21 protein-coding genes are annotated in these 26,177 nt (G+C 73.0%); 9 read left to right on the top strand and 12 right to left on the bottom strand.

Features of this window, described 5'->3' with window-relative positions:
* Positions 1-7 precede the first annotated feature (7 nt).
* On the bottom strand, positions 8-442 hold the full coding sequence (locus ABT160_RS13125) for a hypothetical protein (RefSeq protein ID WP_502984217.1): 435 nt from the start codon (positions 440-442) through the stop codon (positions 8-10).
* The gene (locus tag ABT160_RS13130; protein WP_351646944.1) at positions 436-921 is read right to left on the bottom strand and encodes an ATP-binding protein; all 486 of its coding nucleotides are present in this window, start codon (positions 919-921) and stop codon (positions 436-438) included. Before ABT160_RS13130 ends, ABT160_RS13125 begins: the two co-directional genes overlap by 7 nt.
* A 205-nt stretch (positions 922-1,126) precedes the next feature.
* On the opposite strand from ABT160_RS13130, the gene ABT160_RS13135 reads away from it, so the two are divergent.
* The 3 genes from ABT160_RS13135 (at position 1,127) to ABT160_RS13145 (ending at position 3,172) form a co-directional block, all read left to right on the top strand.
* Entirely contained in the window at positions 1,127-1,990 is an 864-nt protein-coding gene (locus tag ABT160_RS13135) for a Sco1979 family transcriptional regulator (protein ID WP_351646945.1), read from the top strand.
* Entirely contained in the window at positions 1,991-2,227 is a 237-nt protein-coding gene (locus ABT160_RS13140) for a DUF397 domain-containing protein (RefSeq protein ID WP_351646947.1), read from the top strand.
* Positions 2,228-2,362: 135 nt separating this feature from the next.
* Complete coding sequence (locus tag ABT160_RS13145; RefSeq protein WP_351646948.1) at positions 2,363-3,172, top strand: SAM-dependent methyltransferase; 810 nt, start codon at positions 2,363-2,365, stop codon at positions 3,170-3,172.
* Between the two features lie 10 nt (positions 3,173-3,182).
* Here ABT160_RS13145 and ABT160_RS13150 read toward each other — a convergent pair whose 3' ends face one another.
* The 7 genes from ABT160_RS13150 to ABT160_RS13180 all read right to left on the bottom strand — a co-directional run bounded on the left by ABT160_RS13150 (position 3,183) and on the right by ABT160_RS13180 (position 15,045).
* Positions 3,183-5,147: a M64 family metallopeptidase gene (locus ABT160_RS13150; protein WP_351646949.1), complete on the bottom strand. Its 1,965-nt coding sequence runs from the start codon at positions 5,145-5,147 to the stop codon at positions 3,183-3,185.
* A gap of 70 nt (positions 5,148-5,217) precedes the next feature.
* On the bottom strand, positions 5,218-6,564 hold the full coding sequence (locus ABT160_RS13155) for a 6-phospho-beta-glucosidase (RefSeq protein ID WP_351646951.1): 1,347 nt from the start codon (positions 6,562-6,564) through the stop codon (positions 5,218-5,220).
* A 40-nt stretch (positions 6,565-6,604) separates the two neighbouring features.
* A complete protein-coding gene (locus ABT160_RS13160) occupies positions 6,605-8,392 on the bottom strand; it encodes a hydroxysqualene dehydroxylase (protein ID WP_351646952.1) in 1,788 nt (595 codons plus the stop codon).
* 151 nt (positions 8,393-8,543) lie between these two features.
* A complete protein-coding gene (locus tag ABT160_RS13165) occupies positions 8,544-8,990 on the bottom strand; it encodes a YchJ family protein (protein WP_351646953.1) in 447 nt (148 codons plus the stop codon).
* A gap of 171 nt (positions 8,991-9,161) precedes the next feature.
* Entirely contained in the window at positions 9,162-11,228 is a 2,067-nt protein-coding gene (locus ABT160_RS13170; RefSeq protein ID WP_351646955.1) for an MDR family MFS transporter, read from the bottom strand.
* Between the two features lie 99 nt (positions 11,229-11,327).
* Positions 11,328-13,130, bottom strand: coding sequence for a GMC oxidoreductase (locus ABT160_RS13175; protein WP_351646956.1), 1,803 nt, complete (start codon positions 13,128-13,130; stop codon positions 11,328-11,330).
* Entirely contained in the window at positions 13,123-15,045 is a 1,923-nt protein-coding gene (locus ABT160_RS13180) for an AMP-dependent synthetase/ligase (protein ID WP_351646958.1), read from the bottom strand. Before ABT160_RS13180 ends, ABT160_RS13175 begins: the two co-directional genes overlap by 8 nt.
* A 223-nt stretch (positions 15,046-15,268) precedes the next feature.
* On the opposite strand from ABT160_RS13180, the gene ABT160_RS13185 reads away from it, so the two are divergent.
* The 3 genes from ABT160_RS13185 (at position 15,269) to ABT160_RS13195 (ending at position 17,323) form a co-directional block, all read left to right on the top strand.
* Complete coding sequence (locus ABT160_RS13185; protein WP_351646959.1) at positions 15,269-15,517, top strand: hypothetical protein; 249 nt, start codon at positions 15,269-15,271, stop codon at positions 15,515-15,517.
* Positions 15,518-15,639: 122 nt separating this feature from the next.
* Entirely contained in the window at positions 15,640-16,104 is a 465-nt protein-coding gene (locus ABT160_RS13190) for an SCP2 sterol-binding domain-containing protein (protein WP_351646960.1), read from the top strand.
* Between the two features lie 4 nt (positions 16,105-16,108).
* Entirely contained in the window at positions 16,109-17,323 is a 1,215-nt protein-coding gene (locus ABT160_RS13195; RefSeq protein WP_351646962.1) for an acyl-CoA dehydrogenase family protein, read from the top strand.
* Positions 17,324-17,347: 24 nt separating this feature from the next.
* Here the strand turns inward: ABT160_RS13195 and ABT160_RS13200 are convergent, their stop codons facing one another.
* A complete protein-coding gene (locus ABT160_RS13200; protein WP_351646963.1) occupies positions 17,348-18,421 on the bottom strand; it encodes an ATP-dependent DNA ligase in 1,074 nt (357 codons plus the stop codon).
* A gap of 65 nt (positions 18,422-18,486) precedes the next feature.
* On the opposite strand from ABT160_RS13200, the gene ligD reads away from it, so the two are divergent.
* Positions 18,487-19,512 carry a non-homologous end-joining DNA ligase gene (gene ligD, locus ABT160_RS13205; protein WP_351646964.1) on the top strand — a complete coding sequence of 342 codons (1,026 nt, stop codon included), beginning with the start codon at positions 18,487-18,489 and terminating at the stop codon, positions 19,510-19,512.
* Positions 19,513-19,556: 44 nt separating this feature from the next.
* On the opposite strand, the gene ABT160_RS13210 is transcribed toward ligD, so the two are convergent.
* Positions 19,557-21,704 carry an OmpL47-type beta-barrel domain-containing protein gene (locus ABT160_RS13210; protein ID WP_351647050.1) on the bottom strand — a complete coding sequence of 716 codons (2,148 nt, stop codon included), beginning with the start codon at positions 21,702-21,704 and terminating at the stop codon, positions 19,557-19,559.
* Between the two features lie 47 nt (positions 21,705-21,751).
* On the bottom strand, positions 21,752-24,265 hold the full coding sequence (locus ABT160_RS13215) for a ThuA domain-containing protein (RefSeq protein WP_502984218.1): 2,514 nt from the start codon (positions 24,263-24,265) through the stop codon (positions 21,752-21,754).
* A gap of 281 nt (positions 24,266-24,546) precedes the next feature.
* On the opposite strand from ABT160_RS13215, the gene ABT160_RS13220 reads away from it, so the two are divergent.
* Complete coding sequence (locus ABT160_RS13220; RefSeq protein WP_351647053.1) at positions 24,547-25,569, top strand: multicopper oxidase domain-containing protein; 1,023 nt, start codon at positions 24,547-24,549, stop codon at positions 25,567-25,569.
* Positions 25,570-25,796: 227 nt separating this feature from the next.
* Positions 25,797-26,084 (top strand): WhiB family transcriptional regulator, encoded by a 288-nt coding sequence (locus ABT160_RS13225; RefSeq protein WP_502984220.1) that lies wholly within the window; start codon positions 25,797-25,799, stop codon positions 26,082-26,084.
* The last annotated feature ends 93 nt before the right edge of the window (positions 26,085-26,177 follow it).

The following is a 26,177-nucleotide window of genomic DNA, read 5'->3' on the forward strand; positions in this document are numbered from 1 at the left end:
CGTGCGCTCAGAGCGCGCTGGGGACCTCCGGCGGAGCCGTCCACGCCGGGGCGATGCCGGTGAGCTGGCAGGTCAGCAGGTAGAGGGGGATCGGCGGGGTGTACGGGGAGGAGCCGTCCGGGCGGTGCACCAGCCGGGGCGCGCGGTCGGGGACCAGGCCCCCGGGCGCGTAGCAGGCGGGCAGCGGCCAGGTCAGGTCCAGGTCGGAGCCGTCCGGCACGATCCACCACCACCAGTCGCTGTCCGCGAAGACGGCGCCCTTGGCGGGCAGCCGGGACAGCACGCGGAAGCCGTAGCGGGCCGGGACGCCGACGGCGTCGAGGCCGAGCGAGGCGTCCAGGCCGGCGGGCAGGGCCAGCCGGGTCAGCGCGTCCTCGCCGGTCCAGCGCACGCGCTCGCGCCGGTCGCGGGAGTGGAGCAGGGAGGCCATGGACTTCAGCACGGCTCACCCGCCGCGTGCGCGAGCGGCGCGGTGGGGGTGCCCAGGGCGTGCGGGAGCTCGGCCCACACCACGCGGCCGGTGCCGCGGGAGCTGTCGTGGGCGCCCCAGGCGCTGCTCACGGCCTCCACCAGGAGCAGGCCGCGGCCGCACTCCTCGACGTCGCGCACCTGGGGGGAGAGGACCGGGCCGCCCTCGTCGTGGACGGCGACGCGCAGCCGCCGCTCGTTGTCGCGCAGCTCGCAGACCACGCGGTCGCTCGCGGTGTGGACGACGGCGTTGGTGACCAGTTCGGAGACGACCAGGGCCGTGGTGTCGCGGGTGTCCTCGTGGACGCCCCAGCGCACCAGGCGCTCCCGTATGAGGGCTCTGGCCCGGGCGACCGACTCGGCGCGGGCGGGCAGCTCGAAGGCGAAGCGGCGGACGTCGGTCTGCGGCCGGGGGTGCATGAGCCGGTGGGTGAGCGCGTTACCAGGTGCCACGACCGAGACCTCACAGTGGGAAGCGGATGCCGTACGTACGCCTCTCGTGGCAGAGCGCGCGGCAGCCGCGTGAACTGGTTCAACGGAATACTGTCCTCCCGCATCGGACACTTGGCAAGTAGCACTCTGAAAAATGCAGAGTGCTGTGTCCTGAGCGGCCGGGACATGGCACACTCGTCGAAAACGTGCGTCGGGGAGGTCACCAGTGAGCGAGCCGCGGTCCGCCCCCACCGTGGGGCAGGTCGTCCTCGGCAAGCGTCTCCAGGACCTGCGCGAGCGAGCCGGGCTCAAGCGCGAGGAGGCGGCCAAGGTCCTGCGGGTGGCCCCGGCCACCATCCGGCGCATGGAGACCGCCGAGGTCGCCCTCAAGATCCCCTACGTCCAGCTGCTGCTGCCCGCCTACGGCGTCCCGGACGAGGAGGCCGAGGCCTTCGTCGAGCTCGCCGAGGAAGCCAACCTGCCCGGCTGGTGGCAGCGCTTCCACGACGTCCTGCCGGGCTGGTTCAGCATGTACGTCAGCCTGGAGGGCGCCGCCAGCGTCATCCGCGCGTACGAACCGCAGTTCGTGCCCGGCCTGCTCCAGACCGAGGACTACGCGCGCGCGATCATGCGCGGCGGGGCGATCGGCCAGGTCGTGGAGGAGGACATCGAGCGGCACGTGGCGCTGCGCATGGAGAGACAGGCCCTGCTCACGCGCGAGGACGCCCCGAAACTGTGGGTGATCATGGACGAGACGGTGCTGCGCCGTCCCGTCGGCGAGCACCCGCGGGTGATGCGCGGCCAGCTGGACCGGCTGATCGAGGCGACCGAGCTGCCGCACGTCACGCTCCAGGTCGCCGAGTTCGCCTCGGGGCACCACCCCGGCACGTACGGACCCTTCGTGCTGTTCCGCTTCGCCATGCCCGAACTCCCGGACATGGTCTACAGCGAGTACCTGACCGGCGCCGTCTACCTGGACGCGCGTCCCGAGGTCGCCTCGCACCTCGAGGTCATGGACCGCATGGCGGCTCAGGCCGCCACCGCACAACGCACGAAGGAGATCCTCAAGGATCTCCGCAAGGAGCTGTGAATGGACCGCATATACAACGGCATGCCCGCCGCGGAGCTCGGCGCCGAGGGCTGGCACAAGCCGTGGAGCGGCGGGAACGGCGGGAACTGCGTCGAGGCCATGAAGCTGGCCGACGGACGCGTCGCCGTGCGCCAGTCCGCCGATCCCGACGGCCCCGCGCTGATCTACACCCACGGCGAGATCGCCGCCTTCATCCAGGGCGCCAAGGCCGGCCAGGCCGACTTCCTGCTCACCTGACCGCCCGGCCCCGGGCCGGGAACCCCACCCGGACCCCTGGTCGCGGCCGCCGCACCCCGTCACACTGGCCCCGCGCCACCGCACCCCCCACGCGCCGTTCCGCTGTCACCGCCGCAGACCCCCAGGAGCCGCCACATGACCGGGCAGGACCCCGCCGTCGTCAGGATCGACACGAGCAAGCCGCATCCCGCGCGCATGTACGACTGGTTCCTGGGCGGCAAGGACAACTACCCGGTCGACGAGGAGATGGCCCGCCAGCTGCTCCAGGTCGACGCCAGGGGCCGGGACATGGCCCGGGTCAACCGGGCGTACATGCACCGGGCCACGCGCTGGCTGGCCGGGCGGGGCGTGCGCCAGTTCCTCGACATCGGCACCGGCATCCCCACCGAGCCCAACCTGCACCAGATAGCCCAGGGCGCGGCCCCCGCGGCACGCGTCGTGTACTGCGACAACGACCCGATCGTGCTCGCCCACGCCGCCGCCCTGCTGCGCTCCACGCCCGAGGGCGCCACCGAGTACATCCAGGCCGACGCCCGCGAGCCGGAGGAGATCCTGGAGCGGGCCGGCAAGGTGCTTGACTTCTCCCGGCCGGTCGCCCTGTCCATGCTGGCGCTGCTGCACTTCCTCGACGACGAGGACGGCGCGTACGAGATCATCGCGCGGCTCCTCGACCGGCTGCCCGGCGGCAGCTACCTGGTGCTCTCCCAGGTCACCGGTGACTTCGACCCGGAGGGCGCGGAGCGGGCCCGGGGCATGTACAAGGCGCGCGGGATGACCCTGCGGCCGCGCTCGCGCGCCGAGTTCGTCCGCTTCTTCGAGGGCCTGGAGCTCGCCGAGCCCGGGGTCTCCCTCACGCAGGAGTGGCACCCCGAGCTCGGCGAGCGGGTCCCGGTCCAGGGCGACGAGCCCATCCCCGGGTACGCGGGCGTGGCCCGCAAGCCCTAGGACCTCGGGGTCAGGGCTTCGAGGTCTTCGGCGGGAGCAGGGTCACCAGGAACGAGCGGGCCGGGGCGGTGTTCCCGGCCGCGTCGATCGTGCGGTACTCCACCGTGTGCGTGCCGTAGTCCGGCGTCGCGTCGTCCCACGGCACCGCCCGGCTCGTGCCGAGCTTGCCGAACACCAGGCCGTCGATGACCGTGCCACCGGGCGAGAAGCGGTACGGGGCGGTGGCGTCGGTCGGCCAGCCGTAGTACGTGTACCAGCCGTCGCCGTCCACCCGGAACTGCGACACCAGCGCGCCCTCGCGGTCGTCCGCGCCGGTCAGCCGCATCGTGAACTCGCCGTCGTAGACGTACTCGACGGGCCTGCCCGGCCGGTGCACCGTGCGCAGCGGCTTCGACAGGGCGTAGGAAGTGGTGGCGGGGGCGGCGTCCACGGTCCAGGCCAGCACCCGGTCCGTGCCCGCGATCCGGGCGGTCAGCCGGTGCCCGCCCCGGGACAGCCGCAGCTCCGACAGGTCCAGGTCGCGGTCGTTGCCGGTGTCGGCCAGCGGGCGGCCGTCCAGCGACCAGCGCACCGCGAGCGCGCGGTCCACCGGGTGCGAGGTCTCCGCGTACACCACGGTGCGGGCGCCGACGGGGGCGTCGGTCGCGGTGTGCGCGGTGAACGCGGGCGCCACCGGGGTGCGCGGCGTGGTCAGCGCGGTGTCCACGGTCCAGGAGACGGTACGGGTCAGCGCGGCGGACGCGCGCAGCGCCGGGTCCCGTACGAACGGCGTCGGGTCGGTCACCGTGGCCCGCAGCGCGTGGGTGCCGGGGGAGGGGCGCAGCCGGCGCAGGTCCAGAGTGCGGGCGCCGTCCGTCGGGCGGACCGGACGGCCGTCCAGGCTCCAGGACACCGCGAGTTCACCGCCCTCCGGGTGCAGGGTGTCCACCCAGACCGTGCGGTCCGCGCCGATCGGGGCGGAGTTCGGCGTGTGGCCCTGGACCAGGTCGACCTTGCGGGCGATCGCGCCCGTCATCACCTCGCGCTCCACCTGGTCGAAGGAGTAGCCGAGCGTCTTCATGATCGAGTGCTTGCTGGGCCGCCAGACGCCCTTGGTGCTGTACATGCCGCCCTCGAAGCGGCCGACGCGCCCGCCGGACTCGCTCTCCTCGCCCAGCCAGCGCCACCACTTGGCCCGCTGCTCGCGCATCTGCTCCTCGGTGAGCAGCGTGTGGTGGGCCGAGCGCGGCTCGCCGCCGGTGTACGTGCCGCCGGGGACGCCGCGCGCGTAGTAGTCGTACTCGTCCTGGAGGCCGCCCAGCGAGTGGCCTATCTCGTGCGGGGTGATCAGCGAGGACAGGGCGTTGCCGCCGGAGGCGGTGGCCCAGGCGCCGCCCGCGCCGCCGTAGGTGGCGCTGTTGGCCAGCGCGACGATCTGCCGGTTGGCGCCGGTCGCGCCGGGCACCAGGTCGGCCAGGGCGCTCGCCTTGGCGGTGTCCACGGTCAGCAGCCGCTGCACGCTGTCGGGGTCGCAGCCGCCCCAGAACGACATGTCGAGCGGGGTGTCCCGGCGCGGCGCGTCCAGGCCCGGGTCGCAGTCCACCCCGGACTCGGGCGAGGCCAGCTCCACGGCGTAGACGTTGACGTAGGAGCGGTACGACGCGAACGGCTCCACGCTCCACAGCACGTTGATGTGCTTCTCCACGTCCGCGCGGAACTTCGGGAGTTCGGCGGCGGTGTAGCCGTCGCCGAGCACCACGATGTTGAACCGCTTGTCGGCCGGGCCGGTCGTGCGCACCGGGACGACGGTCGCGGCCTCGGTGACGTCGGCGACCGTGGCCGGGCCCGGCCCGCCCGCCCCGCCCGTCCTCGCGCCGGCCGGGGCCGCGCCGAGCAGGCTGGTGGCCAGCAGGGCGGCGCAGGCGAGGAATCCGGCGGTGGAGCGCCGCCGGGTTCGGCGGGTGTGACATGTCACATGTGAGGTGGTGGAAGTCATGGGGCCGGAGCGTACGGGGCGCCCAATGCGGCGTAAAGACAGCCGAGTTGGCCACGCCCCGGCCCCCGCCCTACTGGCCGTGCAGGTAGGCCAGGCCCGGGTGCGCGGCGGTGTAGCCGTCGAGCAGGCGGCGCGCGACCGCCACCGAGTCCACCAGCGGGTGCAGCGCGAACGCCTTCACCGCCGTGGACCGCGCCCCCGACTCCGCCGCCGCCATCACCTCGCGCTCCACCGCCTTCACCGACGTGACCAGGCCGACCGCGTGGTACGGGAGCGGGTCCACGGACACCGGGTGGGCGCCGTTCGCGTCGACCAGGCAGGGCACCTCGATCACCGCGTCCGCGTCCAGCACCGAAAGCGTGCCGCGGTTGCGGACGTTGAGGATCAGGGTGGCCCGCTCGTCGCGCGCGACGGCCCGCATCAGGGCCAGCGCCACCTTCTCGTACCCGCCCGACTCCAGGTCCTCCTCGTCCCGCTCGCCGACCCCGGCCGCCTCGCGGTTGGCGGCCATGTAGGTGGCCTCGCGGTCGGCCAGGGTGCGGTGCCAGGTCTCCAGCGGCGGCGCGTCCGGCTCGCCCATGCGCGCGTAGAAGCCGGCCTGCTGGTCGCGCAGGTAGGCGCCCCGGGTGCGCTCGGCTCCCTGGTAGGCGCGGACGGCCTCGCGGTTGAAGTAGTAGTAGTGCAGGTACTCGTTGGGGATCGCGCCCAGCTCCCGCAGCCACTCGGCGCCGAACAGCTTGCCCTCCTCGAACGAGCCCAGCGCCGCCGGGTCCCCGAGCAGCTCCGGCAGCCGGTCGCGCCCGTCGACCCGCAGCCCGCGCAGCCAGCCCAGGTGGTTCAGGCCCACGTAGTCGATCCACGCCCGGTCCGGGTCCGCCCCGAGGACCCGGGCCACCCGGCGGCCCAGGCCCACCGGGGAGTCGCAGATGCCGATGACCCGGTCACCGATGACGCGTGACATGGCCTCGGTGACCAGTCCGGCCGGGTTGGTGAAGTTGATGACCCAGGCGTCCGGCGCCTGCCGGGCGATCCGGTGGGCCAGGGCGGTGGCCACCGGCACGGTGCGCAGCCCGTACGCGATGCCGCCCGCGCCCACCGTCTCCTGGCCGAGCACCCCCTCCGCCAGGGCCACCCGCTCGTCGGCCGCCCGGCCCTCCAGGCCGCCGACCCGGATCGCCGAGAACACGAAGTCCGCGCCGCGCAGGGCCTCGTCCAGATCGGTGGTCGCGGTCACCGCGGGCGCGTCCGGCACGCCCGCGGCCTGCTCGGCGAGCACCTTGGCGATCGCGCCGAGCCGGTCCGCGTCCAGGTCGTACAGGGCCACCTCGGTGACCCGGCCCTCCGCGCGGTCGTTGAGCAGCGCCCCGTACACCAGCGGCACGCGGAACCCGCCGCCGCCCAGAATCGTCAGCTTCATGCACCGCACGCTATTCGGCGCCGGGCCGGGGCCGCGTACGTCACCCCAGGTCGAGCGCGTTGCGCAGGCCCAGGCGGTGGCGGAACAGGTCGGTGCGGCGCAGGGACGCCAGCTCCGGCGCCTCGAACAGCTTCCGGACGGTGCACCGGGGCGCGGCCGAGCCCGTGCGGTCGAGCAGGGCGTTGACGGCCTGGCGGGCCGAGGCGTTGGCGCCCTCCATGGTCGCCAGGTCGATGTCCACGGCGACGTAGTCCCCGGCGAGGTAGAGGTTGGGGATCCGGGTGCCGGCCGAGGGGCGGTTGTGGAAGGTGCCCACCGGGTGGACCAGCAACTGGTCCTCGTTGGTGGGGTGGGGGGTGCCCAGGCCGTCCACGCCGGGATCCAGGAACCAGGAGTGCAGGTCGCCGTCGCTGAGGACGGTGCGGCCGGTGTCGTTGAGCGCGGCCTTCAGCTGCGCCCACACCTCGCGGGCCACCTGCTCGCGGGTGCACTCCTTGGCGGTCCTGCCGTACAGGATGCCGGGCCGGTCCCACTCGGAGACGTCCACGGAGACGCAGTCGACCGCCGCGCCGTCCCCGTAGTCCCGGGGGAAGTCGCGGTGCGGCCAGTGCTCGGCCTGCTGAATGGCCGTCAGGGACCAAGGGGAGTCGATCAGGTTGAGGTGGCCGTGCAGCAGCGGAGCCTTGCGCGTCAGATAGAACTGGATGCCCGTCATCCAGTCCGTCTCCAGCGCGTCGCACCGCCCGAGCTGCGGGTCGGCGGCGCGCAGCGCGGGGCCCCAGGTCGGCCGGGCGTGCTCGACCGGCACCGCGGACACGTAGTGGTCGGCGGACACCGTGACCCGCGCGCCCGAGGGGTCCTCCAGGACCGCCCCGGACACCCGGCCGTCGGTGAACGGCAGGTCCCGCAGCGTCCAGCCGATCCTGAACTCCACGCCCAGGGACCGCAGATGGGCGACCCACGGGTCGATCCAGGCCTCGTTGGTCGGGGCGTTGAGTATCCGGTCCAGCGGCCCGTCCGCGCCGCGCCCGAGCGCGTTGAAGAGGAACGCCTCCAGGAGGGTCGCGACCGTGCGGGTGCTGGCCTCCTCGGCCTTGGTGGCCACGATGTTGCGGGTCAGTCCGACGGCGAGGACGCGCTGGTAGTCGTACGACATCCGCTCGGCGCGCAGGTAGGTCCACCAGGGCGTGCGCTCCCAGGTCTCGTCGCGCCGCTGCTGACAGCTCGTCATGAAGACGAGCATGCGGTTCACGAAGTACGCGGCCTCGGCCAGCGGGATGCCCCGGGCGGTGTCCACGAACGCTTCGAGCGCGCGCCGCAGTTCGTCGAAGGTGAGCTGCGCGGGGCGGTGGCCGGGCCAGGGCAGCGGGATGCGCAGGTCCTCGCGGCCGGTGCGGGCGAAGGACATCTCGGCGGGTGCGACGAGGTTGTCCCAGACTCCCTGCGCGTTGCCGGGGAAGGGGATGCGGCGCATCGTGTCGGGGAGGTTGTGGTAGATCCCCGGGATGAAGCGGAAGCCGTGCTCGGCCGGGAGCGGGCGGCGCCCGCCGCGCGCGCTGTCGGGGACGTCCATGCTGCGGGCCTTGCCGCCGAGCGCGCGGCGTTCGTACACGGTGACCCGGAAGCCGCGCTCGGCCAGCTCGTGGGCGGCGGTCAGGCCCGCGACGCCGCCGCCGAACACGGCGACGTCGGTGCCGGCCGCCGGGGTGGCGGCGGGCGTCGCGGCGGACGCGGGGGCGGTGGCGGCGACGGCTGCCGAGGCCGCCCCGGCGGTGACGGCCGCCGCGCCCGCCACGAACGAGCGCCGCGTGGTTCCCGTACCGTGCATGCCCCACCCCTTTACCGCCGGTAACGTGTCATGTCCGGTGCGGGAGCATACGGAGGGGGCGCGGGAGCGGGAAGTGGTGCACCGGCCGCGTCCGACAATGGCGCGAAGGCGCCGACCGGGGGCGACCGCAGGGGGCTGCGGCCCGGGAGGCTCAGTCGAGGAACGTGCCGTCCCGGTAGACCCAGGCGCCGTCCAGCCGCTCGAAGGTGCTCCGCTCGCGCAGGGCGCCCTCGTCGGAGCCGTGCGCGTACCGGGCGGTGAAGGTGACGGTCCCCGTGCTGTGGAAGGCCGTGCCGTCCGTGGCGCCCTCGATCTCCAGGCCGGTCCAGCGCATCGCCGGATCCAGCTCCAGCGGGTCGGGGCGGGTCGCGGGTGCCCAGGTGCGCAGCAGGTAGGCGGTGTCGAGCACCACGAAGGCGCTGTAGCGCGAGCGCATCAGGAGCTCGGCGGTCGGCGCGGCGGCCGTCCCCGCGTGGAAGCGCCCGCAGCACTCCCCGTAGGCGGCGGGCAGGCCGCAGGGACAGGGGCTCTGCGCGGTGACGCGGGGTGCGCGCGGGGCGGCGGGGGTGCGCCGGGGGCGTGACGTACGACGTGCCATGGGTGACATTGTGCCGTGCAATGTCACACGGCCCGCGCGGGGCGGGGGTGGGGGCCGGTGAGGGACGGCACGGGACAGGGGTACGGGGGAGGGGCCCGGGCGCCCCGGAACGCACCCTCCGAGCGGCTGTCCGCCCCGGACGTACCCGGCTACCCGCAGGCCGCCCCCGGCTCAGGTGCGCGCCGGGGTCGGCGGAAGCCCGTGCGCCAGGTCCTCCGCCATCAGCCGCTTGGCGATCGCGTCGACCGCCGCGCGCAGCTCGGGCTCGCTGGCGCGGCCCCGCTCCTCCTCCACGCGCGCGCCCAGCCAGTCCGACCACGCCCGGGTGATCACGCCGGCCTCCCGCTCCCCGGCGGCGGTGTGCGACAGGTAGCCGCCCTCGCGGGTCAGGTACCCCTCGTCCACCATCCGCTCGAAGACCGGGACCAGCACCTCGGGCGGCATGTGCCGGCGCTGGGCGACCAGGCCGATGCTGGCGTACCCGACCAGCCGCGTGAACATCTCCACCTGCATCACCGCCCAGGCGCCGGCCGGGTCGAGACGGGTGTCGGAGTCGGCCACGATCCGGCGGGCCGTGTCCAGGTCCGCGTCGACCATGATCCGGCCCACCGCCGCCTCCAGCAGCTTCCGCGAGTCACCCGTCGACGGCTGGGCGAAGCCCTCGCCCATGTCCGAGGCGGCGGTGCGGACCGTGTCGCGCAGCTTCACCTGCTTGAGGAAGAGCGCCACGACGAAGCCGACCACGGCCACCGGCACGGTCCACAGGAACACGGTGTGCAGGGTGTCCGCGTACGCCTGGACGATCGGCGCGGCCTGGTCGGACGGCAGCGAGTGCAGGCCCTCGGGGCTCTGCGCCGCTCTGACGAGCCCCGAGGGGTCCGCCGTCCCGGCGATCCGCGCCGCCTCGGCGACCCCGGACTCCAGGTTGGGCTTCAGGGAGTTGGCGTAGATCGTGCCGAACACGGCGGTGCCGAAGGCGCTGCCCAGCGTACGGAAGAACGTCACGCCGGACGTGGCGGTGCCCAGGTCGGCGTAGTCCACCGTGTTCTGCACGGCGATCGTGAGGACCTGCATGGACAGGCCGATGCCGATGCCGAGCACGAACATGTACAGGGACTCCAGCCACGCGTTGGACTGGGTGCCCATCAGCGACAGCAGGAACAGGCCGAAGCCCATCACCAGCGATCCCGCGATCGGGAAGACCCGGTACCTGCCGGTCTTGCTGACCACGTTGCCGCTGAAGATCGAGGCGATCAGCAGGCCGATGACCATCGGCAGGGTGCGCACGCCCGAGATGGTCGCCGAGTCCCCGTCGACGTACTGCAGGTACGTCGGCAGGAAGGTCATCGCGCCGAGCATCGCGAAGCCGACGACGAAGCTGAGGACCGAGCAGACCGTGAAGACCGGGTTGGAGAACAGCCGCATGGGCAGCATCGGTTCGGCCGCGCGGGTCTCCGCCCAGCAGAACAGCGCCAGCGCCAGCAGGCCGCCCGCGAACAGGCCGATGATCACCGGCGAGCCCCAGGCGTACTCGTTGCCGCCCCAACTGGTCGCCAGGATCAGGGCGCTGGAGCCGACCGCGACCAGCGCGATGCCCAGGTAGTCGATGACCGGCCGGGCCACCGAGCGCACCGAGGGGATCGTGCGGGCGGCCGCGATGACCACCAGGATCGCGATCGGCACGTTCACGTAGAACGCCCAGCGCCAGCTGAGGTGGTCGGTGAACAGGCCGCCGAGCAGCGGGCCGATGACCGTGGAGACGCCGAACACCGCGCCGATGGCGCCCTGGTACTTGCCGCGCTCGCGCAGCGGGATGACGTCGGCGATCAGCGCCATCGCGGTGACCATCAGGCCGCCCGCGCCGATGCCCTGCATGCCGCGCCAGGCGATCAGCAGCGTCATGTTGGTGGCCAGGCCGCACAGGAACGAGCCGGTGATGAAGATGACCGCCGAGACCTGGAAGACCAGCTTGCGCCCGAACAGGTCGCCGAACTTGCCGACCAGGGCCGTCGCCACGGTCTCGGCGAGCAGGTACGACGTCACCACCCACGACATGTGGGCGGCCCCGCCCAGGTCCGAGACGATCGTCGGCAGCGCGGTGCCCACGATCGTCTGGTCCAGGGCGGCCAGCAGCATGCCGAGCATGATCGTCCCGAAGACGATGTTGCGCTGCCGGATGTCGAGCACGGGCGGCGCCGGGGCCGCCGGTGCGGGCGCGTTCTCGCTGGTGGTGGTCACCCTGGCACCCTCGCACCCCGCCCGGCGCCCCGCATGCGGGAAGGGTCCCAACCGGTGACCGCGCCCCGCGCCCCGGGCGCCCGCGCGGCCCCGGGGCGCTCACTCCTTCGGCGGCACCCGGGGCACGGGGAGCACCAGCCGGGCGAAGGCGTGCTCCGGCACGGCGGGGGAGCGCGGTGCCACGGCACATGTCACCGTGTACGCCTCACCCTGCGCCGGGCGCGGGTCCGGATCGCCCTTGTTCGGCCAGAGCGCCATCGCCCGCTCCGCCTGCGCGGTGATCGTCAGGGACGGGTTCACCCCCAGGTTCGCCGAGACCGCCGAGCCGTCCACCACCGAGACGCCCGGATGCCCGTACAGCCGGTGGTACGGGTCCACGACCCCGCTCTCCGGGCCGTCGCCGATCGGGCAGCCGCCCAGGAAGTGCGCGGTCAGCGGCCGGTTCGTCAGCTCGCCCAGATTGGTGCCCGCGAAGCCGTCGATCCGCCGGGCCAGCAGCTCGGCCGCCCGCCAGCCCTGCGGGATGTGCACCGGGTTCGGCGCGCCGTGCCCCTGCTCGGCGGTCAGTCCGCGCCGGGTCAGCCGGGTGGTGAGCGAGTTGTCGCGGGTCTGCATGACGAGCCCGATGATCGTCCGCTCCGACCAGCGGTACGTCAGCGCGGTGCGGGCCACCAGGAGCGGGTGGCGCAGGAACGCGGCCGTGGCGGCGAGCGCCTTGGGCCGGTCCGTGCGGTACTGCGGGACGCAGATCAGCGCCATCAGGTTGGAGCCCTTGCCGTACCGGACGTTCTCGACGTGGGTGCTCGGGTCCGGGTGGATGGACGAGGTGATCGCCACGCCCCGGGTGAAGTCCAGGGTCCGCCGGCCGGTGCGGCGCCGGTAGCGGCGCGGGAAGGTCAGCGCGCCGACCAGGGCCTCGGAGTTGGTGCGGGTGAGCACCCCGAGCCGGTCCGAGAGCCCCGGCAGCGCGCCGGTCGCCTTCATCCGGTGCAGCAGCGTCTGGGTGCCGTACGTCCCGGCCGCGAGCACCACGCGGCGGCAGCGCAGCACCTCCGGGCGGCCCCGGCCCCGGGTGGGCGCGGCCGTCACCTCGTAGCCGCCGCGCCCGTCCTCCCGTACCGCCGTCGCCGTGGTCAGCGGGTGGATCCGGGCGCCCGCGCGCTCGGCGAGGTACAGGTAGTTCTCCAGGAGCGTGTTCTTGGCGCCCCGGCGGCAGCCCGTCATGCACTCGCCGCACTCCACGCACGCCCGCCGGGCCGGGCCCGCCCCGCCGAAGTACGGGTCGGGCACCTCCTGCCCCGGCGCGGCCCTCGTCCGCCCGTCCGCGTCCCGGCCGTCGCCGAAGAACACCCCGACCGGGGCGAGCCGGAACGTCTCCGGCACGCCCAGCTCCGCCGCCACGTCCCTCAGGTACTCGTCCGCCTCGGTCACGGTCGGGTTGGTCCGCACTCCGAGCATCCGGCGCGCCTGGTCGTAGTACGGGGCCAACTCCCGCCGCCAGTCCGTGATGTGGCCCCACTGCGGGTCGCGGAAGTACGGCTCGGGCGGTACGTAGAGGGTGTTGGCGTAGTTCAGCGAGCCGCCGCCGACCCCCGCGCCCGCCAGGACCATCACGTTGCGCAGCAGGTGGACGCGCTGGATCCCGTACAGGCCGAGCCGGGGCGCCCACAGGTAGCGGCGCAGGTCCAGGGAGGAGCGCGGCAGCGTCGCGGGCGTCCAGCGCCGGCCGGCCTCCAGGACGCCGACGGAGTAGCCCTTCTCGGTGAGGCGCAGGGCGGCCACGGACCCGCCGAAGCCGGAGCCGACGACGATGACGTCGTAGTCGTACGCGTCCCCGGCCGGTCCGTCGTACGAGCCCTCGTCCCCGCCCTCGGTCGGTCTCCGGGCCCGCCCCTCAGCCATACAGGGCCTCGATGTCGGCCGCGTACGCCAGCGCCACCGCGTGCCGCTTGACCTTGAGCGAGGGGGTGAGCAGCCCGTTGTCCTCGGTGAACTCGCCCGGCACGATGCGGAACCTGCGGATCGACTCGGCGCGCGAGACGGCCTCGTTGGCGTAGTCGACGGCCTTCTGCACGTCGGCGATCATCTCCGGGTCCTCGGACAGCGCGGTGAGGGGCGTGTCCGCGGGGCGCTTGCGGACCGCGAGCCAGTGCGCGACGGCCTCCGGGTCCAGGGTGACCAGCGCGCCGACGTAGCTGCGGTTGTCGCCGACGGCCACGCACTGGCCGACCGGCGGGCGGCTGCGCAGCCGGTCCTCCAGGACGGCGGGCGAGACGTTCTTGCCGCCGGAGGTGACGATGATGTCCTTCTTGCGGCCGGTGATCGTCAAGTAGCCGTCGTCGTCCAGGGATCCGAGGTCACCGGTGGCGAACCAGCCGTCCTTCAGTGCCTCCTGACTGGCCGTCGGGTTGTTCCAGTAGCGGGTGAAGACGATCCCGCCCTTGATCAGCACCTCGCCGTCGTCGGCGATGCGCACCGAGGTGCCCGGCACCGGCTGGCCGACCGTGCCCGGGCGCGGGGAGAGCGGCGGGGTGACGGTGGCGGCGGCGGAGGTCTCGGTCAGGCCGTACCCCTCGTAGATCACGATCCCGGCGGCGTAGAAGAACAGGTTGAGCCGGCGGTCCAGCGGGGACCCGCCGCTGATCGCGTACCGCAGCCTGCCGCCGACCTCCTTGCGGACCCGGCGGTACACCAGCAGGTCGTACAGCGCCCAGGCGGCGCTCAGGCCGGGGCCCGGCCCCTTGCCCGCGCCCAGGTAGCGCCGCAGGGTGGCCTCGCCGAAGCGCACGCCGATCCGGTCGGCTCGCTCGAAGGAGGCGCCCCGGCCCATGCGTTCGGCCGTGGCCCGCCCGGTGTCGTGGATCTTCTCGAAGAGGTAGGGCACGCCGACGACGAACGTCGGCCTGAACGCCCGCAGTTCGGGCCGCAGCTCGTCGGGCTTGATGCTGGGGCAGTGGCCGATCTCGATCCGGGCGAGCAGGCAGGCGATCTGGATGGTGCGGCCCAGGACGTGGGCGAGCGGCAGGAACAGCAGGGTGGAGGCGGTCTGCCCGGTGACCGCCTTGAACACGGGGTGCAGCAGCTCCACGGTGTTGGCGGCCTCGGCGAGCAGGTTGCCGTGGGTCAGCACGCAGCCCTTGGGGTTTCCGGTGGTGCCGGAGGTGTAGCAGATGGTGGCGACCGTATCGTGCGTCAACTCCGCGCGCCGCTTGGTCAGTTCCTCGTCGCCGACGTCCTTGCCGAGGGCGGTGAGCTGGGCGAGCGCGCCGTCCTCGACGCCCCAGCTCCGTACCGGCGCGTCCAGCCCGGCGGCGGCCGTCTCCAGCGTGGCGGCGTGCTCCGCGGTCTCGGTCACGGCGAGCCGCGCGCCCGAGTCGGCCAGGATCCAGGCGACCTGCTCGGCGGAGGAGGTCGCGTACACGGGGACGGACCGGCCGCCCGCGGCCCACACCGCGAAGTCGATCACGGCCCACTCGTAACGGGTGCGCGACATCAGGGCGACCCGGCCGCCGGGTTCGAGTCCGGCGGCGATCAACCCCTTGGCGACGGAGGCGACTTCGGCGGCGAAGGCCGCCGAGGTGACGGGCCGCCAGACGCCGTCCTCCTTGCGCTTGAGCAGCGATTCCCCGGGTGCGGCCGCGGCGTTGGCGAACGGGATCTCGGCCAGCGAGACCGGTACGTCCGCCCCGGCGAGGGCGTGTGCGCGCACTTCGCGTACGATGCCCGGGTCCGTGTCGTCCCGGATGACGTCGATCCGGACGCGCCGCGCGAGGTCGCTCCGCTGCCGGGCCCTCTTCAAGTCCTTGCGTACGCCCATGGTTCGGCTCCTGTTCGCGTTCGCGGGGCGGGGAGATTCCGGGGACCTCAGACTTACTGGGGAGTCAACTTACTCCCGCGTAACCAGAAATCAACGGCGCCGCCGCAAATGGTTGCCGCACAGAGACACAGTCGGCGCGAAACCAGGAAGCGCGTCCGGTCCCATGGAGGCATCCGCCTCGCCCCAGGGCTGCCACGAGCAGCGACGACCTAAGGAATGCCACGTGTTCGCCTCGCCCCTCGTCCCCGTCCCGATCCCCGACCGCGTCGCGGCCCTGATCGGCGGCTGCATGCCGATCGGCGTCCTGCAGGCGGAGATCGACGCCGAGTGCGCCGCACGCGAGGCGCGCCGCTTCCGCACCCCGCTGTGCGACGAGGACCGGGCCGACCGCGAGCGGGCGCTGGCCGTGCTGGCCAGGTCGAACAAGGTCCTCGCGGCCTACAACCCGCGGCTGGTGCTGCTGCCGCGCTGACGTCCCGTACGCGGGGCACCCGCCGGCCGTGCTCCGCCCGCTCGCCGGGAGGGGGTTGCCCGGCCGGGCCCGCGTGCCTAGCCTTACTCCGAAGTAAGCTTACTTCGGAGTAAGGAAGCGCTGTGGCAGACAACATCAGCTCGATCGCGGACCTGGACTTCTCCCAGGTCTCGCCCGAGGAGTTCGCCCGGATCGTCAAGGGCCTGAGCAAGCGGGAGATCGAGCAGCTCGCGGCCGACGCCGGGCTGCGGATGCGCGTGCTGCGCGAGGTCTTCGCCCGGATGGAGCGCCAGTTCAAGCCCGACGTGGCCGGATCGCTGGACGCGCTGATCCGCTGGAAGATCACCGGCGCCAGCGAGGACGCCGTCTTCGAGACCCACATCGCGAACGGCACCTGCGCGGTCTCCGAGGGCCGCTCGAACGCCGAGTCGCGGATCACGCTGATCCTCGCCGACCCCGAGTTCCTCAAGCTGGTCTCCGGCAACGCCAACCCCGTCACGATGTTCATGACGCGCAAGCTGAAGATCGCCGGGGACGTCGGCCTCGCCGCCGGCCTCACCCGCTACTTCGACATACCGAAGGCGTGACGCCATGAGTGCCTTCAGCCTCGAACTGGGCGAGGAGCAGCGGGACCTGCGCGAGTGGGTGCACGGCTTCGCCGCCGAAGTGGTGCGCCCCGCCGCCGCCGAGTGGGACGAGCGCGAGGAGACCCCCTGGCCCGTCATCCAGGAGGCCGCCAAGATCGGCCTGTACGGCTTCGAGTCCCTGGCCGAGATGTACGGCGACCCCAGCGGGCTCAGCCTGCAGATCGCCAACGAGGAGCTGTTCTGGGGCGACGCCGGGATCGGCATGGCCCTGTTCGGCACCTCGCTCGCCGTCGCCGGGATCTTCTCCGCGGGCACCCCCGACCAGCTCGCCGAGTGGGTGCCGCAGTGCTTCGGCGACGAGGACGACCCCAAGGTGGCGGCGTTCTGCGTCTCCGAGCCGCAGGCCGGCTCCGACGTCTCCGGCATGCGCACCCGCGCCCGCTACGACGAGGCGAAGGACGAGTGGGTGCTCAGCGGCCAGAAGGCCTGGATCACCAACGGCGGCATCGCCGCGGTCCACGTGGTCGTCGCCTCCGTGGAGCCGGAGCTGGGCGCGCGCGGCCAGGCCGCGTTCATCGTGCCGCCCGGCACCCGGGGCCTGGAGGGCGGCCGCAAGATCAAGAAGCTGGGGCTGCGGGCCTCGCACACCGCGGACGTCTTCCTCGACGACGTACGGGTCCCCGGGCACTGCCTGCTCGGCGGCAAGGAGAAGCTGGACACCCGCCTCGCCCGGGCCCGCGAGGGTGCCACCGCCAAGGGCCAGGCCGCGATGGCCACCTTCGAGGTCAGCCGCCCCACGGTCGGCGCCCAGGCCCTCGGCATCGCCCGCGCCGCCTACGAGTACGCCCTGGACTACGCGCGCGAGCGCGAGGCGTTCGGGCGGCCGATCATCGAGAACCAGGCCATCGCCTTCGCGCTGGCCGACCTGCGGACCGAGATCGAGGCGGTACGGCTGCTGATCTGGCAGGCCTCCTGGATGGCCCGCAACGGCAAGTCCTTCGACGCGGCCCAGGGCTCCATGTCCAAGCTCCGCGCCGGCGAACTGGCCGTCGCCGCCACGGAGAAGGCCATCCAGGTGCTCGGCGGCGCGGGCTACAGCCGGGAGCACCCGGTCGAGCGCATGTTCCGCGACTCCAAGATCTACACGATCTTCGAAGGGACCAGTGAGATCCAGCGCCTGGTCATCGCCCGCGCGATCTCGGGGCACCACATCCGGTGACGGGGGCGCGCTCCGGGGGCGGTCTCAGCCGCCGTCCCCCGGGGTGAGGACCTGCGCCAGGTCGTACGACACCGGCTCCTCCAGCTGCCCGTAGCCGCAGCCGGACGGGGTGCGGTCCGGGCGCCAGCGGCGGAACTGGGCCGTGTGCCGGAACCGGTCGCCCTCCATGTGGTCGTAGCCGACCTCCGCCACCCGCTCCGGGCGCAGCGGCACCCACGACAGGTCCTTCCCGCCGGACCAGCGGCTCTGCGCCCCGGGCAGCCGGGCGCCCTCGTGCGCGGACGCGTCGCCCCAGGCCGCCCACGGATGGCCCTCGGCCGACTCCGTCCGCAGCGGCTCCAGCTCCTCTACCAGCTCGGCGCGGCGCGCGGCGGTGAAGGCCGCGCACACGCCGACGTGCTGCAGGACGCCCGCGTCGTCGTACAGGCCGAGCAGCAGCGAGCCGACGACCGGGCCGCTCTTGTGCAGCCGGTAGCCCGCGACCACCACGTCCGCCGTCCGCTCGTGCTTGATCTTGTACATCAGCCGCGCGTCGGGCCGGTACGGCAGGTCCAGCGGCTTGGCGATCACCCCGTCCAGGCCCGCGCCCTCGTACTGCTCGAACCAGCGCGCCGCGAGCTCCGGGTCCGTGGTCGCCGGGGCCAGGTGCACCGGCGCCGTCACGCCCCGCAGCGCCTCCTCCAGGAGGGCGCGGCGCTCGGACAGCGGCGTGTCCAGGAGTGCCCGGTCGTCCAGCGCCAGCACGTCGAAGGCCACGAAGCTCGCCGGGGTCGTCCCCGCGAGGAGCTCCACCCGGGAGGCGGCCGGGTGGATGCGCTCGGTGAGCCGGTCGAAGTCCAGCCGCCCCTCGCGCACGATCACGATCTCCCCGTCCAGCACGCAGCGCCGCGGCAACCGCTCCGTGAGCGCCGCCACCAGCTCGGGGAAGTACCTGGTCAGCTCCTTGCCGGTGCGGCTGCCGACGACGACCTCGGCGCCGTCGCGGTACACGATCGCCCGGAAGCCGTCCCACTTGGCCTCGTACTGCATCCCCGGCGGGATCCTCTTCACCGCCTTGGCGAGCATCGGCTTCAGGGGCGGCATCACCGGCAGGTCCATGATCCGATCCTGGGCCGGATCGTCCCGATGTGCGACTCGGGTACGCCCGGCCTACCGTGGCCCCCATGGGAGCAGCGGTGGAACTGGAGGCGGGCGGCCGGACCGTGCGGCTGTCCAGCCCGGACAAGGTGTACTTCCCCGAGCGCGGCTACACCAAGCTGGACGTCGCCCGCTACTTCCTCGCCGTCGGCGACGGCATCACCCGGGCCCTGCGCTCGCGCCCCACCACCCTGGAGCGGTTCCCCGACGGCGTGGCGGGCGAGTCCTTCTACCAGAAGCGCGCCCCGAAGAACCTGCCCGACTGGATCCCCACCGCCCGCATCTCCTTCCCCAGCGGGCGCACCGCCGACGAGGTGTGCCCCACCGAACCGGCCGCCGTGCTCTGGGCCGCCCAGTACGGCACGCTCACCTTCCACCCCTGGCCGGTGCGCGCGGACCGCCCCGACCACCCCGACGAACTGCGCGTCGACCTCGACCCGCAGCCCGGCACCGACTTCTCCCACGCCGTGCGCGCCGCCCACGAGCTGCGCGCCCTGCTCGACGAGCACGGGCTGCGCGGCTGGCCCAAGACCTCCGGCGGGCGCGGACTGCACGTCTTCGTCCCCATCGAGCCGCGCTGGGACTTCACCGCCGTGCGCAGGGCCGCCATCGCCCTGGGGCGCGAACTGGAGCGCCGCATGCCGCGCGAGGTCACCACCGCCTGGTGGAAGGAGGAGCGCGGCGAGCGGATCTTCGTGGACTACAACCAGACGGCCCGCGACCGCACGATCGCCTCCGCCTACTCCGTACGCCCCCGCCGGCACGCCCCCGTCTCTGCGCCGCTGCGCTGGGAGGAGCTGGACGCGGCCGATCCGCACGACTTCGACATCGTGACCATGCCCGCGCGCTTCGCCGAACTCGGCGACGTGCACGCGGACATGGACGAGAACGCCTTCGGTCTCGAGGGCCTGCTGGACCTCGCCGACCGGGACGAGAAGGAGCGCGGGCTGGGCGACCTGCCGTACCCGCCGGACTACCCCAAGATGCCGGGGGAGCCCAAGCGGGTCCAGCCGAGCCGCGCCGCCAAGCACCCGCCCGAGCACGGGGACTGACGGACCGTAGAGCCGTTGGACGGGTCCTACGGCTCCTACGGCTCCTACAGCTCCTTGATCCGTACGTCCCGGTACGAGATCACGTCGGTGACCCCGTGCACCTGGAGGCCGATGTAGCCCGAGGCGTACCGGCGGCCGTCGGTGCCCGGGTCGTCCGCGCGGGCCGGGTAGAAGTCCTGGCCGCCCGCGTTGTCGAACTCGTTCACCAGCACGCCGTTGCGCAGGACCGAGTAGTGCTGGCCCTCCACCCGGATCTCGTAGTCGTTCCAGGTGCCCTTGGGCGTGACGCCCGCGCCGCCGAGGCCGACCCGGTCGAAGCCGTACACCGAACCCGTCTTGTACAGGTCGCCGTCCGGGCGGTCCAGGATCTGGATCTCATGTCCGTACTTGATGGCGACCCACTCCGGGCGCGGCTCCTCCGGGTGGTCGTGGACGGCGGGGAAGCGGACGAACACGCCGCCGTTGGCGTTGCCGGTGCCCGGCGCGTCGTCGCGCCAGCGCAGCTTCAGCGAGAAGTCGCCGAAGGCGCGCTGCGGGAACCAGAGCATCCCCATGCCCGCCACCATGGTGCTGGAGGTCATCGACCCGTCGGCGTTCAGGCCGAACGCGCCCCCGCCCACCTGCTGCCACTTGGCGAACGAGGACGCCGTGCCGTCGAAGAGGTCCCGGTAGCCGGTGTTCTGGCCCGGCTTGCCGATGCCGGACCGCTTCGCCGTCGCGTAGATCTTCTGGTGCTCGCGCGCGTCGATCACGTTGTCCGCGAGCAGCCGGTCGAGCACCCCGTCCACGTGCTTGAGGAACAGGGCGTGCGAGCTCCAGTCCTTCTCGTCCTCGATCAGCTCGTTGACCGTGCAGCGCGAGCGCGTCATCCGGTTCGGCACACCCGAGTCGACCGTGCCCACGATCACCGTCAACCGCTCGTCGAACTCGGGGCAGTCGGGCGCGGGGACCCCGCCGCCCGTGGTGACCGAGAAGACGGACTTCGCGGCCCCGGAGGTGTTCCCGGCCTTGTCGGTGGCCCGGTGCAGGACCGTGTGGTACCCGATCCGGTCGACCACCAGGGGCGCCGAGTAGACCAGGTAGGGGCCGCCGTCCAGGGAGTACTCCAGCCTCTCCACCCCGGACTCGGTGTCGGCGGCCGACAGCGCGACCCGGGCGCTGCCCACGTACGCGCCGTCGGAGTTCCTCGTCCCGCTCACCTCGGCCGCCGTCACCGGCGGGGTGGTGTCCTGCGCGGGCGGGGCGACGACCTCGAAGGACGCCGACTTCTCGGCGGCGGCGTTGCCCGCCTTGTCGGTGGCCCGGTAGCGGACCGTGTGGCTGCCGACCTGGTGGATCATCACGGGTGCGGTGTAGGGCTGCCAGGCGCCCGAACCGAGTGCGTACTCGATGGTGTTGACGCCCGAACCGGCGTCGGACGCGGTCACCGTGACCGTCGCCATGCCCAGGTACTGGCCCTGCCCGTTCTTCTCGCCGCTCACCGTCGCCGAGGTCTCCGGCGCGGTCGTGTCGTCCGTCGGCGGCGCCACCACCCGGAAGTCCACGGACTTCTCCGCGGCGGCGTTGCCCGCCTTGTCGGTGGCCCGGTAGCGGACCGTGTGGCTGCCGACCTCGTGGATCATCACGGGTGCGGTGTAGGGCTGCCAGGCGCCCGAACCGAGTGCGTACTCCACGGTGTTGACGCCCGATCCGGTGTCCGTGGCGCTGACCGTGACCGTCGCGTGGCCGACGTACGCGCCGTCCGCGTTCCGGTCGCCCTGGACCTGCGCCGCCGTCTCGGGCGCCGTGGTGTCGTCCCCGCCGCCCGGCTCGGTCACCGTCAGGATCCCCTGCATCTGGCCGTGGCCCGGGATCGTGCAGTGGAAGCGGTAGCGGCCCGGGGTCAGGGTCACCTCGGCGGTGTGCTTGCCGCCCTGGTCGTCGTTGGGGTTGGCCAGGACGTTCAGCGGTACGTCGTTGTTGTACTCCGGGTCCGACACGTCGAACGTCAGCGTGTGCGGCATGCCCGTGGTGTTGCCGGTCGCCGTGCTGTTCTCGAACACGATCGTCGTGGCGCCGGCCACCGCCGTCGTCGGGAACGACAGGTAGTGGTCGATCGGGTCGCCGGCCGTCCAGGTCAGCACCTGGGCGGCGGCCGTGCCGGGCCCGTCGGGGCGGGCGGACGCCGCCGTCGACGTCAGGCCGAGGAGCATCAGGACGGCCGCGCAGAGCGCCGTCCACAGACGCACGGGTCCCTGTCTCACTGCGCCGCCTTCCTCGCGAGCTGTCCGGCGGCCGGGGTCGGCCCGCCGCCCTTGTACGTCACGCGCCACAGCGCGGACCTGGAGTCGGAGGTGAAGAAGCCGCGCCCGTAGTCCAGGACGTACAGCGACCCGTCCGGGGCGAACTTCCAGTCCATCAGGTTCTTGATGCCGTCGTTCCCGATCGGGATGATCTTCTTCAACGACTCGGCGTGCACGGGCAGTCCGCCCTTGCCGACCGTCCTGGGGTCGGTCAGCACCGCGTGCCGGGGCTGGTCGCCGTCGTAGAAGTCGCCGACGAACCACTTGCCGTCCCAGTACGCCGGCCACTTCACCGTGCTCGCGCTGCCGGCGTCGAAGCGGTACACCGGCCCGTTCATGGTCGCCTGGCCGCCGCCCTTGAGCCACGGGAGCAGCAGCTTCTGCTCCTCCTGCTTGTAGCTCGGTACGCCGTTCGCGTCGCGCGGGTAGTCCACCCCGCCGCCCTGCGGCGAGTACCAGATCGTGTTCGGCGTGACGGGCGGCAGGTTCACCAGGCCGTCGTTGTTCGGCGACTCGTTCTTCGGCTTCGCGCAGTCGTACCAGCCCAGCGGCTGCTCGGGGTCCGGCAGGTTGCGGTCCCGGTAGGGCTGGTTGTTGCCCATGCAGTACGGCCAGCCGTGGTTGCCCGCCCTGGTGATCGCCGAGAAGGTGTCGTACTTCGCCGGGCCCCAGGTCGTCGACGGCGCGCCCGCGTCCGGGCCGACCCAGCCCGCGTACAGGACGTCCGTCTTCTTGTCGACGAAGATCCGGGCCGGGTTGCGCACGCCCATCACGTAGATCTCGCCGCGCGTCTTGCCGCCGCCCTCGTCCGGCTCGCGGCCCGTGAAGAGGTTGCCCTCCGGCAGCGTGTACGTGCCGTCGGCCTCGGGGTGGATCCGCAGGATCTTCCCGTTGAGGTTGTGGGTGTTGCCCGCCGTGCGGCGCGCGTCGGCGAAGGAGACGCCCTTGAAGTTCGGCTGCGGGTTGTTGCCCGAGTAACCCCCGCTGAAACCGGACGAGTTGTTGTCACCCGTCGCGATGTACAGGTTCCGCTTGGAGTCCCAGGCCAGGCCGCCGCCCGCGTGGCAGCAGCTGTGGATCTGCACCGGCCACTTCAGCAGCACCTTCTCGCTCGCCGGGTCCAGCGTGCTCGTCGCCGGGTCCAGGGTGAAGCGCGAGACGTACCGCTCGGCCGTGTGCGCGTCCCGGTTGATCCGGGAGTGCGGGGTGTAGTGCAGGTAGACCCAGCCGTTGCTCAGGAAGTCCGGGTCCAGCTCGATGCCGAGCAGGCCCTCCTCCACCTTGGTCAGCTCGTCGCCGCCGCCCTTGTTGCCGAACACCGTGAGCGAGCCCGCCAGTTGGACCTTGCCGGTCCTCGGGTCGTAGACGTGGACCTGGCCCTGCCCCTTGCCGACGTCCGGGTCGTTCCAGTCGGTCACCACCGGCTTGGAGGAGTCGGCGCCGCCGCGGCCGATGTAGAACACCCGCCCGTCCGGCGCCACCACCATCCCGTGCGGCTCGCCGATCTGGTCGTTCTGGCCCGGCTGGTTCGGCTGGGTGACGCGCTGCGCCGTGTAGTTGGCGTCGATGGTGGCCTTGCAGTCCGCCTGCGAGAGGCGGGTGGTCCACCGCAGGGCGCCGCGCAGGTGGTCGCGGAAGTCGGTCTCCGCGAAGCTCTCGACCGTACCGCCCATCGCGGTGTAGAAGGAGCGGCCCCCGTCGTAGTCGCGGCACCAGGAGACCGGGTGGTCCCAGCCGTTGGCGCCCGCCCCCGGCGCGTACGAGCTCTCCTTGACCCGGGCCACGGTGTGCACCGAACCCGACGGGTTCACCTGCCAGTTGAACCACTTGTCGGGCCGCTTCCAGTTCAGGGGGAGCGCCGCGGTCGCCGGGTGCACCCGGTCGCCGACCTCGACGACCGCGCGCTGCACGGCCGTCGGGCTGTTCGCGGCGGGCCGCGCCCCCACCAGGCCGGTGAACCAGTCGGAGTACGGCTCCGTGCGCGCCGCGTCCCGCACCCCGAGGAACCCGCCGCCGGCCTCCATGTACGCCTCCAGGCCCGCCTCCTGCTCGGGGTCGAGGACGTCGCCGCCGCCGGTGAGGAAGACGACCGCGTTGTAGCGGCCCAGCCGGGTGGCGTCGGTGAAGACGGCGGCGTCGTCGGTGGCGCTGGTGCGGAAGCGGCCCGCGGCAGGCCCGGTCTGCCCGATGTTCTCGATCGCGGCGATGCCCGCGTCCACCGTGGGCGACTCGGCGGTGGCCGAGGCGTGGAAGACGAGGACGTTCACCACCCCGTTGGCGCCGCCCGGCGGGGACGCCACGGACAACGTTGTCTGACCGGACGGGGGCGGTTCCGGGACGGGCTTGGCGCTGGCCGGTGCGGTACCGGCGAGCGCGGCCACGGCCAGGCTCCCGACGGCCAGGGCCGCGGCGAACCCGCGCCGGGATCTCGGACGGTGGTGCGGTGGCCTGGGGTGTGGTGCGTGCTGCATGTGCTCACCCGTCCCTCGGTAGTGACGTCGGTTCACATCGGTTGCCAGCAAACGCCGTTGAAGCTAGACGGCTTTCGGTGAACGGCCAAGGGATGCGACAGGAATCGGGCGAACTTTGTCCTGGGTGTGGATAAACGAAGGCGCGGACGGCTACGGTGTGGCCCCGCCGGAGACCGCCGGACCCCGCCCTGGTCCGCCCCGCCGCAGTCCGTCCCGCCCCGGTGGGCCCCGGCGACCGGCACCCTCGACCCGCCCCCACGACACGGGAGTTCGGCATGAGCATCGACAGGCGCAGCTTCAACCGCCGGCTCCTCGCGGGCGGCGCGGCGGTCACCGCGATCGGCGCGGCCGGCGCGACATCGTTGTCGCTCGGCCCCGCCCAGGCCGCCCAGACGCCGCCGAGGACGGCCCCGGCGGGCGGCGAGGTCCGCCATCTGACGATGTACGCGGAGAAGCTGGCGGACGGTCAGCTCGGCTACGGCTTCGAGAAGGGCGGGGCGACCGTGCCCGGGCCGCTGATCGAGCTCAACGAGGGAGACACGCTCCACATCGAGTTCCAGAACCTCACCGACACCGCGGCCAGCCTGCACGTGCACGGCGTGGACTACGACGTGGCCAGCGACGGCACCCGGATGAACCGGGGCCACGTGGAGCCGGGCGCCACCCGCACGTACACCTGGCGCACCCACGCCCCCGGCCGCCGCGCCGACGGCACCTGGCGGCCGGGCAGCGCGGGCTACTGGCACTACCACGACCACGTGGTCGGCACCGACCACGGCACCGGCGGCATCCGCAAGGGGCTCTACGGGCCGGTGGTGGTGCGGCGCAAGGGGGACGTCCTGCCGGACCGCACGTTCACGATCGTCTTCAACGACATGACGATCAACAACCGCCCGGGCCACCAGAGTCCGGACTTCCGGGCCACCGTGGGGGAGCGGGTGGAGATCGTGATGATCACGCACGGCGAGTACTACCACACCTTCCACATGCACGGTCACCGCTGGGCGGACAACCGCACGGGCCTGCTGACCGGTCCCGACGACCCGAGCAGGGTGGTGGACAACAAGATCACCGGCCCGGCCGACTCGTTCGGCTTCCAGGTCATCGCCGGGGAGCACGTGGGGGCCGGGGCGTGGATGTACCACTGCCACGTGCAGAGCCACTCCGACATGGGGATGGCGGGGCTGTTCCTGGTGGCGAAGCCGGACGGCACGATCCCGGGGTACGACCCGCACCACGCGGCGCCGAAGGCGGAGGGCGGGGGCGCGGGCGGGAGCAAGGACGGGGCCCACGCGGGGCACTAGGGCGAGGCTTGGGGTCCTCGTCGGAGCGCGTGTCGGCCCCCCGTCCCGATCAAGCCGACGCGCGCATGGCGCGGAACCGCTTGCCGACGGGGTGCGGGGCGGCTCATGCTGGGGGCGCGACAAGGGCGCGGGGAGCGACGGAAAACGCCGCGAGGGGCGGGGTTGATGGGACGTTGATCCGGTGTTTATCGCGACGGTGCAGCGTGTTCCGCATGGCGATCAACACGATGTACGCAAACGCCGGAACGCTGACCGGCACCCCCACCCAGCCGCCGGCCGCCCCGGCGGACGGTGAACTGTCCTGGCAGGAGGACGCGTTGTGCGCCCAGGCGGGCCCGGAGTTCTTCTTCCCGGCCCCCGGCTCCTCGACGCGCGAGGCGAAGATGCTCTGCAACGCCTGCGAGGGGCGGGTGGCCTGCCTGGAGTACGCGATGGCGCACGACGAGCGGTTCGGCGTCTGGGGCGGACTCTCCGAGAAGGAGCGGGAGAGCCTGCGGCGGGGCAACCGGGCCTGACCCGAGGGGAGTCGAGTTGGCGAACGGACGGCAGGGGCGCGGACCGGCAGGCGGAGGGCGGCGCGGCACCGCACGCACCACGAGCGGTCCCGG

The sequence above is a fragment of the Streptomyces sp. NPDC001941 genome (assembly GCF_040296945.1).
Classification (GTDB): Bacteria; Actinomycetota; Actinomycetes; order Streptomycetales; family Streptomycetaceae; genus Streptomyces.